This window comes from Comamonas sp. A7-5 (genome assembly GCF_039581385.1).
GTDB classification, from domain to species: Bacteria; Pseudomonadota; Gammaproteobacteria; order Burkholderiales; family Burkholderiaceae_C; genus Comamonas; species Comamonas thiooxydans.
Genome location: NZ_JBCPWO010000003.1, coordinates 53,267 through 65,750 on the forward strand (window position 1 = coordinate 53,267; position 12,484 = coordinate 65,750).

Consider the following 12,484-nt stretch of genomic DNA (forward strand, 5'->3'; position numbering starts at 1 on the left):
AGGGGGAAGGCGCGAAGCGACTCAGCGGGTGTTTCATTTCTTGTCGGTCAGGAACTTGCCGTCGGCAGCGCCCACGCCCTTTTGGCGCCGCGTATTGCCGTCGAGGCCGCCGTCGATGGCCCACTCGGCGAACACCGTCGGGCCGGGCTCGAACTCGCGCGGCTGCCAGTCGGCTGTCAGCTGGTCCTCGTCGGCGTAGTACTCGACCAGGGCGCCGGCCGGGTTCTTGAAGTACCAGAAATAGGCCGAGGACACGGGGTGGCGGCCCGGGCCGAGCTGGGTGTCCCAGCCGCAGCGCGAGATATGCATGCCGCCGCCGAAGACCTCGTGGATGTCGCGCACGGTGAAGGCAACATGGTTCAGGCCCGCATGCTTGTCGGGGCGCTGCAGCAAAAAGATGTCGTGGTGGCCGCCATCGGGCGCGGTGCGCAGAAAAGCGCCTCGCTCGGGATAGCGGTCCGAGGCCGCAAAGCCGAAGTTCTCCACATAGAAGCGCTCGCAGGCCTGCACGTCCTTGACGAAGAACACCACATGGCCGACCTCGATGGGCTGGGCGCGCTCGTAGGCCGGGCTGGCCTGGTTGATGCGACCCTTGCGGTCCCAGGTGTTGTACTCGGCACTTTGCATCTGCACATCGCGCTTTTGCGTGAGCTGCAGGCGCACGGCCAGGCCGTTGGGGTCGGTGCAGCCGATGCGGCCATTGCCCTGGACGAAGCCTGGAAGCGCGCGGATGCGATCTGCATACAAAGCCAGGTCGGCTTCGCTTTCCACCCCCCAGACCACTTCGCGCAGCGTGGGGCCGGCTTCGATGGCGGGCGGCAGATCGGGGTGATTGGTGGCGGCCACGATCACGCGGCAGCCGTTCAGTGTCTCGAACACCAGCCGGTCGGCCTGCTCCTCGGCCAGGCTCAGGCCCCAGTCGAGGAAGAACTGGCGGCAGGCCGCGAGATCGTCGGCGCCGTAGCTGATTTCGTCAATGCCCAGTACGCTCATGTCGTGCTCCTTCAATTCGCCCAAGCGATGGGGTTCTCGTTCAAACCCCAGTACATGCTCTTCTGCTCCATGTACTGCTGTATGCCCAGACGGCCTTTTTCGCGGCCCAGGCCGCTGTCACGCCAGCCACCGAAGGGCGTGGAGATGGAAAACTGCTTGTAGGTGTTGATCCACACGGTGCCGGCCTGCACGGCACGGCCGATGCGCCACGCGGCCTTGTAGTCGCGCGTCCAGATGCCGGCGGCCAGTGCGTAGACGCTGTCGTTGGCCTGCTCCAGCAGCGCCTCTTCGTCGTCGAAGGGCATGGCCACGAGCACGGGGCCGAAGATCTCCTGCTGGCAGATCTGGTCGTTGTTGTTCACGCCTTCGAGGATGGTCGGGCGGTAGTAGTAGCCGCGCTCGTACAGCGCGCCCTCGGGGCGGTGGCCGCCGGTGCGCAGCCGGCCGCCTTCGGACAGGCCCAGCTGCACGTAGCTCTCGATGGATTCGCGGTGCTTGGCGGTGATCAGCGGGCCCATCTGGGTGCGCTCGTCTGCCGGATCGCCCACGCGCAAGGCGGCGGCCTTGGCCGTGAGGCGCTCCATGAAGTCGCCATAGAGCTGCCTCGCCACGAACAGGCGCGAGCCGGCGATGCACGACTCGCCCGAGGAGCTGAAGATGCCGTAGAGCACACCGTTGACGGCATGGTCGAGGTCGGCGTCTTCCAGCACCATGGTGGCCGACTTGCCGCCCAGCTCCAGCGAGACGGGCATCATCTTGTCGGCCGCGATGCGGGCAATGTGCTTGCCGGTGGAAGTGCCGCCGGTGAACGATACGCGCTTGACCAGCGGGTGCTTGGTGATGGCGTCGCCGATCACCGAGCCGCGGCCGGGCAACACGCTGACGATGCCCTTCGGAACACCGGCTTCCTCGCAGATCTTCGCCAGCTCCAGCGCCAGCAGCGGCGTGGCTTCGGCGGGCTTGACCACCACCGCGTTGCCTGCGGCCAGCGCGGGAGCGAGCTTTTGCGCCTCGCTGGCGATGGGCGAATTCCACGGCGTGATGGCCGCGACCACGCCCATGGGCTCGTAGACGCTCATGGTCATGAAGTCGCCACGCGACGGCGTGATGGTCTCTTCCATGGTCTCGCAGGCCGCAGCGAAGAACTGGAAGGTGCCGGCGGCGCTGGCCACCAGGGCGCGCGTCTCGCTGATGGGCTTGCCGTTATCGAGGCGCTGCAGCTGGGCCAGGGGCTCGGCGCGTTCGCGGATCAGTTGGGCCACGCGATGCAGCACGGCGGCGCGTTCATGGGGCTTTTTCTGGGCCCAGCCGCTGGTGCGAAAGGCCTGGTCGGCCTTCTGGATGGCCTCTTGCACATCGGCCAGGCTGGGGGCGCGCAGGCGGCCCACCACCTCGCCGGTCGCGGGGTACAGCGTGGCGGATTCGTCGCCGCCGCCCAGGCGCCATTCGCCGGCGATATTGATGGGGAGCAGTTCTAGCTTGGACATGGTGAAACTCCTCACTGAGCCTTGGTGGTGGCCGGGATCTGGTCCAGCTTGTTCACAGGCGGGCCCGAGAACGTGGTCTTGAAGCTGCCGATGGCGCGCATGTCGATCTCGAGCAGGAAGGGCCCCTTCTTGCCCCAGGCGCCTTCCAGCACCGCAGGCAGCTCGTCGAGATGGCTCACGCGGGCATGGGGCAGCTTGATGGACGCGCACAACTGTGCGTAGTCGGGCGTGTGCAGCTCCACATAGCAGCGGCGGCCGCCGTAGGAGGCGTCCTGGATGTTCTGGATCACGCCATAGCGCTGGTCGTTCATCAACACGATCATGGTGTCGCACTCTTCCTGCACCAGAGTGGCGAGCTCGCCCAGGTTCAGGATGAAGCCGCCGTCGCCGGCCAGGCCCAGCGTCTTGCGGCCCGAGCCGCTTTCGGCCGCGCCGATGGCCGCGCCAATGGCCATGGGCATGCCCATGCCGATGCCGCCGCCCGTGGCGTGCACGCCTGCGTTGGGCTCGAAGAAGCGCAGCTCGCGGTTGCCCCAGGTGCTGTTGGAGACGGTCACGTCACGCACCCAGTTGAAGTTGCGGCCCACGGCCTGCTGCAGCTGCTGCACCAGGGCACTGTAGGGGCCCAGGCCGTCGCGCATGGTGGCCACGACTTCGTCGTGCACCTGGCGCAGATCGGCCAGCAGCTCGGGATCGGCCCGGTAGCCGCGCGCTTCCAGGCGGTCGGCCAGGCCGTTCAGGGCCAGGGCCGAGTCGCCGCAGACAAAACCGTCATCCATATAGCAGCGGCCCTGCTGAGCGGCGTCCACATCGATGCGCAGCAGCGGGCGCGGCAGCTTGAGTTCGTACTTCAGCGTCTCGTTGCTGCGCAGGCGCGTGCCCACGGCCAGCATGGCGTCGCAGCGCTGGTAGAAGGCCTCGACGGGCTTCTGGATGTTGTAGGCGCCCAGCGATGCGGGATCGTCCTCGGGCACGATACCGCGGCCCTGGCCGGTGCTGACGATGCCGAAGCCCATGGCTTTGAGGCGCTGCACTGCGGCAACGGCATGGCGGGCGCCGCCGCCCAGCCACAGCAGCGGGCGCCTGGCCTTGGCCAACTGGTCGGCCAGTGCATCGAGCGCGGTCTCGCTGGGTGCCAGCACAGCCACCGGCAGCGGCGACAGATCGGCCGGCATGTCTATCAGCGCCTGCTGGATGTCGATGGGAATCTCCACGCTGACCGGGCCCGTGGGGGCAGTCATCGCGGCCTGCACCGCGGCCTTGAGCGTGGACAAGCAGGTCTCGGCGCTCAGCACGCGGAAAGCGGCCTTGGAGACGGACTTCAGCATGGTCAGCTGGTCCGGCGCCTCGTGGATGTACGACAGCTTCTTGTCCAGGTACTGGGTCTCGATCTGGCCCGTGATATGCAAGAGCGGCGTGCCGGCCGTATAGGCTTCCACCAGGCTGCCGGCGATATTGCCCGAAGCCGGGCCGGTGCTGGTGATGCACACGCCCAGGCTGGAGGTGGAACGCGCGCAGGCGTCGGCCATATTGCCGGCGCCAGCCTCGCCGCGCGCCATCACAAAGCGCACCTTGCCGCGTGCAAACATCGCGTCGAGGATGGGCATGTTGTGGATGGAGATCACCCCGAAGGCGGCCTTCACGTCGCAGTGCTCGAGGAATTCGGCAATGACGGCGCCGACGGTGATTTGGGTTGCGTTAGGCATGGCGGGAAAGGCCTCCGGAAACATCGATATGGCTGCCGGTCGTGTATGACGACAACGGCGTGGCGAGATAGAAAATGGCGCGCGCGGCTTCGGCGGGTGATCCCAGGCGGCCCAGCGGAATGGACTTCTTGGAGGCCAGCTCGGCGCTCCACTGCTCCCAGGTCTGGCTGCGGTCCTCGCGGGCATCGAAGCGGCGGCGCCACTGGCCTGACTCGATGAGGCCGACCAGGATGCCGTTGACGCGCACGCCCTTGGGCGCGAACTCGGTGGCCATGGAGCGCACCAGGTTCTTGAGACCGGCGCGCGCCGCCGAGGTCGCGACCATGTGCGGCTCCGGCTGGGAAGCCAGCAGCGAGTTCACACAGACGATGGCCGAGCCTTCGCCGCGCTCAAGCTGCGGCAGAAAGGCGCGCGTGGGATGCAGCACCGAGAAGAACTTCAGGTGCAGCTCTTCGGTCCAGGCTTCGTCGCTGGTGTTCTCGAAGGTGGAGACACGTCCCTGACCGGCGTTGTTGATGAGGATGGAAGCCGGGCCCAGAGCCGCTTCGCTGGCGCGGGCGAACTGCTGCACCTGCTCGGCATCGAGCACGTCGCAAGCCTGGGCGAACAGGCGCGCGCTGGCCTCGGGATGACGCTCCAGCAGTTGCTTGACGGCCTGCTCCAGGCGCTCTGGATTGCGGCCGCACAGGGCCACGCGTGCGCCCTGGGCCAGCAGCAGCTCCACCGTGGCCAGGCCTATGCCCGAAGAGCCGCCGGTGACGACGGCCGTCGCGTCGAGTGTGAAATCATGCATGGCCGCCTCCTGCGCGCCTTGAAGTGATGGACAGAACCTGCGCGCTGGACTGCGGCCGGTAGTTGAGCAGCTCCGACAGTTCGGTGGCCGCCGCACAGACACGCGGCACCAGCTCCGTCTGGCGCTCGAGGTCGATCTGGGCCGAGGCCAGGGTCACCCCAAGGGCTGCGATGACTCGGCCGCTGTGATCGCGCACGGGCGCCGCGATGGTGGAGATCGAGCTTTCGTAGAAGCCCGCACCGGCCACATGGCCACGCTCGCGATCGGACTGAACCAGGTCGAAGAGCTCGATCACGGTCCTGGGCGTATTGGGCGAATGGCCTTCCAGTTGCTCTTCGGGATAGAGGGCACGCAGCTCCGGCAGCGACAGGTCGGCCAGCAGGATGCGACCCAGCAGCGTGGCATGGGCGGGCAGCCGCGTGCCCACGCGCACCGAGCTGGTCAGCGGTGTCGGCGGCGTGACCTTGGCCACATAGACGATGTAGCGGCCGTCGCGCACCACGATGTTGCAGGGGAAGCGGATTGCCTCGCACAGCCGCGCGATCACGGGCTGGCCCAGCTCGGTCAGGTCCATGGAGGACAGGAACTCGAAGCCCAGGCGCAGCACGGACAGGCCCAGCCGGTAATCGTTGCCGCCCTCGGCGCGCTGCAGAAAGCCCATGCTCTCCAGCGTGTTGAGCATGCGGAACACTGTGGCGCGCGGCAGCTGCAGGCGGCGCGCCAGCTCGGGAGCGCCCAGCGTGGCGTTGCCGCGACCGAACTCCTGCAGCAGGCGCAGGCCGCGCTCCAGCGCGGGCACCATGTACTTGTCGGAGCCGCCGTCCGGCGCGCCACCAGCATCTTCAGGAATAGTGGAAGCAGACATATCCAACTTTCGGTTCATTCCAGCTTGTTGCACCCAAGCTTGAAGCGCCCCCGCTGCATGCACCGTTTCCGTCGCCAGAGACAGCAAGCAAGGGCCGCCCCGCAGCGAGGCTGTCGTCCCCCTGGGGGGAAGGCGCGCAGCGACTCAGGGGGCAATTCATATCAGTTCATGACGAAGCCGCCGTTGACGGGCAGCACCTGCCCCGTCACGAAGCGCGCACCGTCCGACAGCAGATAGGACACGGCACCCGAGACATCCTCGGGCCCTTGCTCGCGCTGCAGCGCGCGCTGGTCGATGTAGAGGCGATGACGGTGCTCAGGCACGTACTCGGTGGCCTCGACCAGCACCAGGCCCGGAGCCACGGCATTGATGGTGATGGCATCCGCGCCCAGCTCGCGCGCCATGGAGCGCGTCATGGCCATCACGGCGCCCTTGCTCGCCACATAGGCCATCAGGTTGGGAGCGCCCCACATGGCAGTGTCGGAAGCCAGATTGACGATGGCGCCGCGCCCGCTGTCCTTGAGCGCCGCACGGCAGGCACGGGTCATCAGCCAGACACCACGCACATTGACGTTCATCACCTGGTCCCATTTGTCCAGGGCAATGTCGTCCATGCCCTTGCCGCCGGAGTCCGTCACGGCCGCGTTGTTGACCAGGCCATCCAGACCGCCGAGGGTCTGCACGGCCTGCTGTGCGCACTGTTCTATGGAAGCCGGGTTGCTCGCATCAAAGGCGACGCCGTGAGCCTCGAAGCCCATGGCGCGCAGCTTGGCAACGGCTTCGCTCAGCAATTCGGCGCGCAGATCGGCCAAGACAAGCTGTGCCCCCTGTTGGCACAGCGTCTGAGCAAAAGCAAAACCCAGGCCGCGGGCAGCGCCGGTCACAAGGATCCGGCGCCCAGCGAGCTGACCGGTGGAAGGCATGGTGTTGAGGGTCATCTTAAACCTTGTTTGTTTCAAATATGAAATGACACTTTTTTCTTGAAACAAGACTGCAGTTTAGTGAGCTTCTTTTGAGTCAATACCCGGAGAAACCCGTAGTCAGCACACCACAGCGACATACGGGCGTAAAAAAACCGCGACAAGCGCGGTTGAAAGGAAAACAGGGCAACAAAAGGTATCCGGCCTGCAGTTGTCGGCAGGCTGGATCGAAGTCATCAATATCAATAGCTTATAGCGCCTATCAGTGAATGAGTTCAGGCTTAAAACACCTTAAAACTCATATTTATCAATCGCTTACAGATACTAAAAGATTAGCAAACAGCCTGCTTCTTCGCGGGCGTCTGGCGCAGAAAATCCAGCACCACGCGTTGCGCGTAGCGGCTTGCCACCGTGCGCACGAAATCCGAAAAATCCACATGGGCGCTGTCGTCCGCCCGGTCCGAGATGGTGCGCATTGCAGTAAACGGCGTGCCGTAATCCAGGCAGGTCTGGGCCACGGCAGCGCCCTCCATCTCCACGGCCAGCACGGCATGGCCGGCGGCCTCCAGATCGGCTCTCAGCCGCGCACTGGCCTGGCGCGAGCTGACAAACTGATCGCCGCTGGCAATCAGGCCCTCATGGACGCGGGCCGAAGCATACGAAGCCACGATGCCCGAGCGCAGCGCCGAGTCGGCGGCCTGCACCAGTCTGTCCGTCGCCGCCTCGTCGCAGGCCAGGGTGCTGCAGCCGTAGCCGGGCAACTGCCAGCGCGGAAAGATCGGCGAGGCATCCATGTCATGCTGCAGAAAGGTCCGCGCGATCACCACATCGCCCACGTTCACATCCGCGCCGATGCCGCCCGCCACGCCGGTGAACAGAATGCCGCGCACGCCAAAGCGCTCGATCAGCGCGGCAGTGGTGGTGGCGGCGGCCACCTTGCCTATGCCCGACAGCGCGCAGACCACCTCATGCCCGTGCAGCCGGCCCAGCCAGAAGTCGCGTCCGGCATGGCGCAGGCATTGCATGTCCTGCATGGCGTCGACCAGGCCGTGTTGTTCTTCGGCAAGAGCGCTGAGAATGGCAAGCGTCATGGATGGGGATACTCCGAACATGGGCCTCTAGGCCCTGGTGAAAGCACAAAAGAAAGCACAAAAGCGGCACTGGGCCGCTTTTGTGGGAAGCGCAAGAGGCGCGATTAGAGCATGACGGTTTACTGCGCCACGATATTGTGGCTCTTGACCACGGGCGCCCACAGCGCGGTCTCCTTGCGAATCAGCTCGCCAAAGGCATCGCCCTTGACCACCCAGGGGGTCATGCCCTGGGCCTTGAGCTGGTTCTGCGCGGCCTGGGTCTTCATGACCTTGTCGATGTCCTCGGCCAGCTGCTTGACCACTTCGGGCGGTGTGTTCTTCGGAGCCAGCACGCCATACCAGGACGAAACGGCAATACCCGGAACACCAGCCTCGGCCAGTGTCGGCACATTGGGCAGGAAGCTCGAGCGCGTGGCATCGGTCACGGCCAGGGCGCGTAGCTTGCCCGACTGCACATGGGGCAGCACGGTGGGCATGTTGGCGATCAGCATGGGGATGGTACCGCCCAGGGCATCGTTCAGGCCCTGCCCCGAGCCCTTGTAGGCCACGTGCATGATGTCGGCACCCGACTTGTCCTTGAACAACTCGCCGGCCAGGTGCAGGCTGGAGCCCACGCCGGGCGAGGCATAGCTGATCGAATCGGGCTTGGACTTGGACAGTGCCACCAGCTCCTGGATGGTCTTGGCCGGTACCTGGGGATTGACGACGATGACATTGGCCGCACGCCCCATTGAGGCCACGGGCACGAAGTCGCCGAACACGTTGTAGGGCAGCTTGGGCATCAGCGTGGGATTGATGGTCAGGTTGCCCTGAGGCACGACCAGCAAGGTATGGCCATCGGGCTTGGCGCGCTTGACCATGTCGATGCCGATGTTGCCGTTGGCACCGGGGCGGTTGTCGACGATGGAGGCCTGCTTGTACTCCTCAGTCAGGCCCGTGGCCAGGATGCGGGACAGGATGTCCACTGCTCCGCCGGCGGGGAACGGCGCAATGATGGTGAACTGACCGCTGGACAGCTGTTCGGCGGCACTGGCAGCGAAAGCAGGGGATATGGCGGCGGGGAGCGCAGCGGTGCAGGCCAGCGCCAGACAGGACTTGAGGAAGGCGGAACGTTGCATGGTCTTGTCTCCTGGGAGAACGGAAATTTCAAAAAGGCTAAAGGCCGATGCGCCTCAGGCTTGATGCAGCGCAAAGGCCGGCGGGCAAAGACATGACACCATGGATGCCATGCTCAAATGGGCGGTGCTGGCGCGCACTTTTGCAAACACGCAAGCAAGACCGATGCCACCGGCACGGCACATGGCTGGAACGGGTCAGTACCGGGTTAGATGGCCAGGGAAGCCACGTTGTTGAGCACAGCGCGCACCACGCTGTACACGGTCAGCGCCGAGGTCTTGGGGTTGGCCGCCAGAGGCTTGCCGCGCATGGTCAGCTCCATGGCTCCGAAGGCACCCCGCGCCTCGACCTGGTGCACGTTCTCCTGAACGGCAGGATCGGCAAACAGACGCACCATGGTCTTGTCCAGCCCCAGTCCCGCCAGCGACAAGGTGGCCGCCACATTCGCATTCTTGGGATAGAGCTGTGCGGCCTCGCGCGCCGAACCCTCGAAAATGCAGAAGGCCTCGGTCAGTCCGTCCAGATCGCAGACCTGCTCGGCCTGGGTGCCGCTCCATGCCTTGGGCGGCTTGCGGCCCGTGTAGAGCACCGTGTCCAGGCCGCCGACACGCGCCGCAGCCAGGGCATCAATGCCGCCGATGGCGCCCGACAACAGCTGGGCCTGCGTCTTGCCGGTCTCGGCCGCAGCCTGTACGCGCTCGGCCATGCCCGGTGCGCTCAAGGCGCCTATGGATGCGATGACCGCAGGAATGCCGCGCGCCAGCGCCGGCAGCACATGCTCCTCTATGGCTGCATGACCCGCGCATTCCACGAGAAGATCCGGCACCGCATCGCCGGGCAGGGCCTGCAGCAGCTGCGCCTGTGGCGCCAGGCGGGCAGCCGTCTCGCGCACGGCTGGCGTGATCTCGGGAACCAGTACCCAGCCCACTTGCAACCGGGTATCTCCGCTCAACAGCTCCAGCACACTGGAGCCAATCGCGCCGCAGCCAATCAAAGCAATATTTTTCATCTCTAGCCTCCTGAAAAATGCGCTGGCCCGGCGTGATCGGGGTCAGCGCAAATGGTCCGGGTGCTGCTGGCGCAAATGGGCGGACAGAGTCTCTGCCGCCTGCTGCACCTTCTGCACCCAGAGCTGGGTTTTTTCGGGCCCCAGCTCGGTAAACGGAATGGCCATGGCCAGCCCCGCAACCACCTGCCCGTCTGCGGCGCGCACCGGCGCTGCAATACTGGAAACGCCAGGCTCGTAAAAGCCCTCGCCCATGGCATAACCACGCTCGCGATCCTCGGCCAGCAGGCGCAGCAGCTCGTCGACATTGCGCGGCGTGCTCTCGGAGAACTGGGGCAGCTCCTCGCCACCAAACACCGAGCGCAGCTGCGCGCCGTCCATGTCATGCAACAGGGCTCGTCCAAGCACCGTCGCATGCGCCGGCAGACGCGATCCCACACGCACAGCGCCCTGGAATGCTCCGGACGGAGTGACGCGAGCCACATAGACCACGGAAGTGCCGTCGCGCAATGCAAGATTGCTGGTCATGCCCAGCTCATCGCACAAGGCCTGCAGCACAGGCTCGGCCAGTTGCGCCAGCGGCTGGGTGGACAGGTAGTCATAGCCCAGGCGCAACACGGCCAGACCGAGCCGGTATTCGGTGCCGCTGCGCTGCAGATACCCCGAGTTTTCAAGCGTGGTCAACATGCGAAACACCGTGGAGCGCGGCAGCTCGAGGCTGCGCGCCAGCTCGGGCGCACTCCAGACCGGTTGCGCCGGGCCAAAGCAGGCCAGCAGGCGCAGTCCTCGGTCCAGAGCGGGCACGGTGTAACGGTCTTGTTCGTTGGTTGAAATCTCGGAGGTTTCGCTCATGGCAATCAGCTGGTATTGGGGCAATAGCTTTGGTTCAACAAAGATGCCAGCCTATGCGCGACCTCCATTGGTTGTTCCACGGGTGAGGCATGACCGGCAGCCGCAAGCGTACCGTAGTGCGCGCCCAGCATTTCGGACCAGGACTTGCAAGCTGCAGGTGTAGTCACCACATCGTGCTCGCCGACCCAAACCTCGACCGGCATGCCAAGCCTGCCCCGTGCCTGTGCCAGATCGCTGCCGCAAAGCAGCTCGACCGCCTGCGCATAGCCCTGCGGCTGCATACGCGCCGTATTCCAGCGCACCCATGCACGCACGGCTTCAGGAGCCTCGGAGGACACCAGGCGCTGGTCGATGACGGCCGCCAGACCGGCGACGCCCTTCTCGGCCAGAGCCGCCAGCCGGCCCTCGCGCACCTTGGCCTGCTGCTCGGCCTTGGCCGCAGCGCCGTAGCCGCCCGCCGGGCTGATGAGCACCAGTTGCTCGACCAGTCCTGGTGCGGCCATGGCAGCCAGCCTGGCTGCCATCAGGGCGCCCAGCGAGTGCCCGACCAGAATGCAGCGCCGCACGCCCAGCACCAGCAGCGACTGGGCCAGCGCCTGCGCATAGTCGGCATCGGCAGGCGCCGACTGTGCCAGCGGTGTCGACACGCCATAACCGGGTGCATCCCAGGCCAGGACACGCACTTTGTCAGCCAGCTGCAGCGCCACATCCAGCCAGGATGCAGCCCCGGAGCTGATGCCATGCAGCAGCACCACCGCAAAGTCGGAGCTGGCGCCGCCTGCCTCACGCCAGGCGACCTGGACGCCCTGGGGAAGCTTCACCAGCCGCTCGGGAAAACCGGTCTGCAGCAGCTGCAGTTTCAGCGACAGCAAATCCTCGTGCATGACGAAGCTCAGCGCTTGATCTTGGCCAGAGGATGCTCGGGCGGATAAGTCGGAGTGACGGGCTTTTTAGCGCCCAGCATCACGCACATCAGCGCATCCTCATCACCGACATTGATCTCTTCGCGGTAGACGCCGGGCGGCACCGAAACCACATCGCGATCGGTCAGGATGGTCTCGAAACGCTCGCCGTCCTTTTCCAGCACCAGCTTGAGCTTGCCGCGCATCACGAAGAACACTTCTTCCACATCGGTGTGCAGATGCGAAGGGCCTTCATGGCCGGCGGGAATCACCATGGTGGAGAAGGTGAAGTTTTCCGACGGAATGGTGTTGCTGTCGGAGGCCACGCCCGTGCCGCCCGTGCCGATGTAACGCATCTGGCCGCGGCGATATTTGGGATCAAAGTCGGCCTGGAACTTCAGGGCATCGAAGTCGTACTTGCGCGTGGCAAAGCGCGCAATGCGTGTGCTCATCCAGTCTTCAAAGCTGGAGCCCTCGGGGCGATCCCAAGTACGGGCGCTGTTGTCTTGTGCGATCTCGCTCATATGTCTCTCCTGAAACCGTTGTAGAACACAAAAAGCGATTTGCTTTTTGTTTTACTAATAAAACCAGGTTCATTTGGCGAAACAATTATAAGAAGACTTGCCCAATATCAACAAGCACATTTCCTTGTTGCTGCGGTGGAGACAGGTATCGGCGTGACGTTTTGCTCCCGGCTCACACAGGCACGGGCCTGAAAACAGGCATAAAAAAAGGAGCGCCAAGCGCTCCTGT

The 12,484-nt window shown here is 65.1% G+C and carries 12 protein-coding genes; all 12 read right to left on the reverse strand.

Features of this window, described 5'->3' with window-relative positions:
• Positions 1-33 precede the first annotated feature (33 nt).
• Positions 34-993, reverse strand: a complete 960-nt coding sequence (locus tag AAIL67_RS05805) for a VOC family protein (RefSeq protein WP_034350816.1) — start codon at positions 991-993, stop codon at positions 34-36.
• Between the two features lie 11 nt (positions 994-1,004).
• Positions 1,005-2,480 (reverse strand): aldehyde dehydrogenase, encoded by a 1,476-nt coding sequence (locus AAIL67_RS05810; RefSeq protein WP_343483563.1) that lies wholly within the window; start codon positions 2,478-2,480, stop codon positions 1,005-1,007.
• An 11-nt stretch (positions 2,481-2,491) separates the two neighbouring features.
• On the reverse strand, positions 2,492-4,186 hold the full coding sequence (locus AAIL67_RS05815; protein ID WP_063662782.1) for a thiamine pyrophosphate-binding protein: 1,695 nt from the start codon (positions 4,184-4,186) through the stop codon (positions 2,492-2,494).
• Positions 4,179-4,979 (reverse strand): SDR family oxidoreductase, encoded by an 801-nt coding sequence (locus tag AAIL67_RS05820; protein ID WP_034382295.1) that lies wholly within the window; start codon positions 4,977-4,979, stop codon positions 4,179-4,181. The genes AAIL67_RS05815 and AAIL67_RS05820 overlap by 8 nt, the downstream gene beginning before the upstream one ends.
• A complete protein-coding gene (locus AAIL67_RS05825; RefSeq protein WP_343483564.1) occupies positions 4,972-5,844 on the reverse strand; it encodes an IclR family transcriptional regulator in 873 nt (290 codons plus the stop codon). Before AAIL67_RS05825 ends, AAIL67_RS05820 begins: the two co-directional genes overlap by 8 nt.
• A 161-nt stretch (positions 5,845-6,005) precedes the next feature.
• A complete protein-coding gene (locus AAIL67_RS05830; RefSeq protein WP_343483565.1) occupies positions 6,006-6,782 on the reverse strand; it encodes an SDR family oxidoreductase in 777 nt (258 codons plus the stop codon).
• Between the two features lie 314 nt (positions 6,783-7,096).
• Positions 7,097-7,855 (reverse strand): 5'-methylthioadenosine/adenosylhomocysteine nucleosidase, encoded by a 759-nt coding sequence (locus AAIL67_RS05835; protein ID WP_343483566.1) that lies wholly within the window; start codon positions 7,853-7,855, stop codon positions 7,097-7,099.
• A 119-nt stretch (positions 7,856-7,974) separates the two neighbouring features.
• The gene (locus tag AAIL67_RS05840) at positions 7,975-8,973 is read right to left on the reverse strand and encodes a tripartite tricarboxylate transporter substrate binding protein (RefSeq protein ID WP_034350829.1); all 999 of its coding nucleotides are present in this window, start codon (positions 8,971-8,973) and stop codon (positions 7,975-7,977) included.
• A 206-nt stretch (positions 8,974-9,179) separates the two neighbouring features.
• Positions 9,180-9,980, reverse strand: coding sequence for an aspartate dehydrogenase (locus AAIL67_RS05845; RefSeq protein WP_343483567.1), 801 nt, complete (start codon positions 9,978-9,980; stop codon positions 9,180-9,182).
• Between the two features lie 42 nt (positions 9,981-10,022).
• On the reverse strand, positions 10,023-10,829 hold the full coding sequence (locus AAIL67_RS05850; RefSeq protein WP_034351506.1) for an IclR family transcriptional regulator: 807 nt from the start codon (positions 10,827-10,829) through the stop codon (positions 10,023-10,025).
• A 5-nt stretch (positions 10,830-10,834) separates the two neighbouring features.
• Complete coding sequence (locus AAIL67_RS05855) at positions 10,835-11,713, reverse strand: alpha/beta hydrolase (protein WP_343483568.1); 879 nt, start codon at positions 11,711-11,713, stop codon at positions 10,835-10,837.
• Between the two features lie 8 nt (positions 11,714-11,721).
• Positions 11,722-12,255 (reverse strand): cupin domain-containing protein, encoded by a 534-nt coding sequence (locus tag AAIL67_RS05860; RefSeq protein ID WP_003072476.1) that lies wholly within the window; start codon positions 12,253-12,255, stop codon positions 11,722-11,724.
• Between the last annotated feature and the right edge of the window lie 229 nt (positions 12,256-12,484).

Coding starts and splice junctions, on each gene's coding strand:
- AAIL67_RS05805 (WP_034350816.1), bottom strand. CDS start 993: ATGAGCGTACTGGGCATTGACGAAATCAGCTACGGCGCCGACGATCTC.
- AAIL67_RS05855 (WP_343483568.1), bottom strand. CDS start 11,713: ATGCACGAGGATTTGCTGTCGCTGAAACTGCAGCTGCTGCAGACCGGT.
- AAIL67_RS05830 (WP_343483565.1), bottom strand. CDS start 6,782: ATGACCCTCAACACCATGCCTTCCACCGGTCAGCTCGCTGGGCGCCGG.
- AAIL67_RS05820 (WP_034382295.1), bottom strand. CDS start 4,979: ATGCATGATTTCACACTCGACGCGACGGCCGTCGTCACCGGCGGCTCT.
- AAIL67_RS05840 (WP_034350829.1), bottom strand. CDS start 8,973: ATGCAACGTTCCGCCTTCCTCAAGTCCTGTCTGGCGCTGGCCTGCACC.
- AAIL67_RS05825 (WP_343483564.1), bottom strand. CDS start 5,844: ATGTCTGCTTCCACTATTCCTGAAGATGCTGGTGGCGCGCCGGACGGC.
- AAIL67_RS05845 (WP_343483567.1), bottom strand. CDS start 9,980: ATGAAAAATATTGCTTTGATTGGCTGCGGCGCGATTGGCTCCAGTGTG.
- AAIL67_RS05850 (WP_034351506.1), bottom strand. CDS start 10,829: ATGAGCGAAACCTCCGAGATTTCAACCAACGAACAAGACCGTTACACC.
- AAIL67_RS05860 (WP_003072476.1), bottom strand. CDS start 12,255: ATGAGCGAGATCGCACAAGACAACAGCGCCCGTACTTGGGATCGCCCC.
- AAIL67_RS05835 (WP_343483566.1), bottom strand. CDS start 7,855: ATGACGCTTGCCATTCTCAGCGCTCTTGCCGAAGAACAACACGGCCTG.
- AAIL67_RS05810 (WP_343483563.1), bottom strand. CDS start 2,480: ATGTCCAAGCTAGAACTGCTCCCCATCAATATCGCCGGCGAATGGCGC.
- AAIL67_RS05815 (WP_063662782.1), bottom strand. CDS start 4,186: ATGCCTAACGCAACCCAAATCACCGTCGGCGCCGTCATTGCCGAATTC.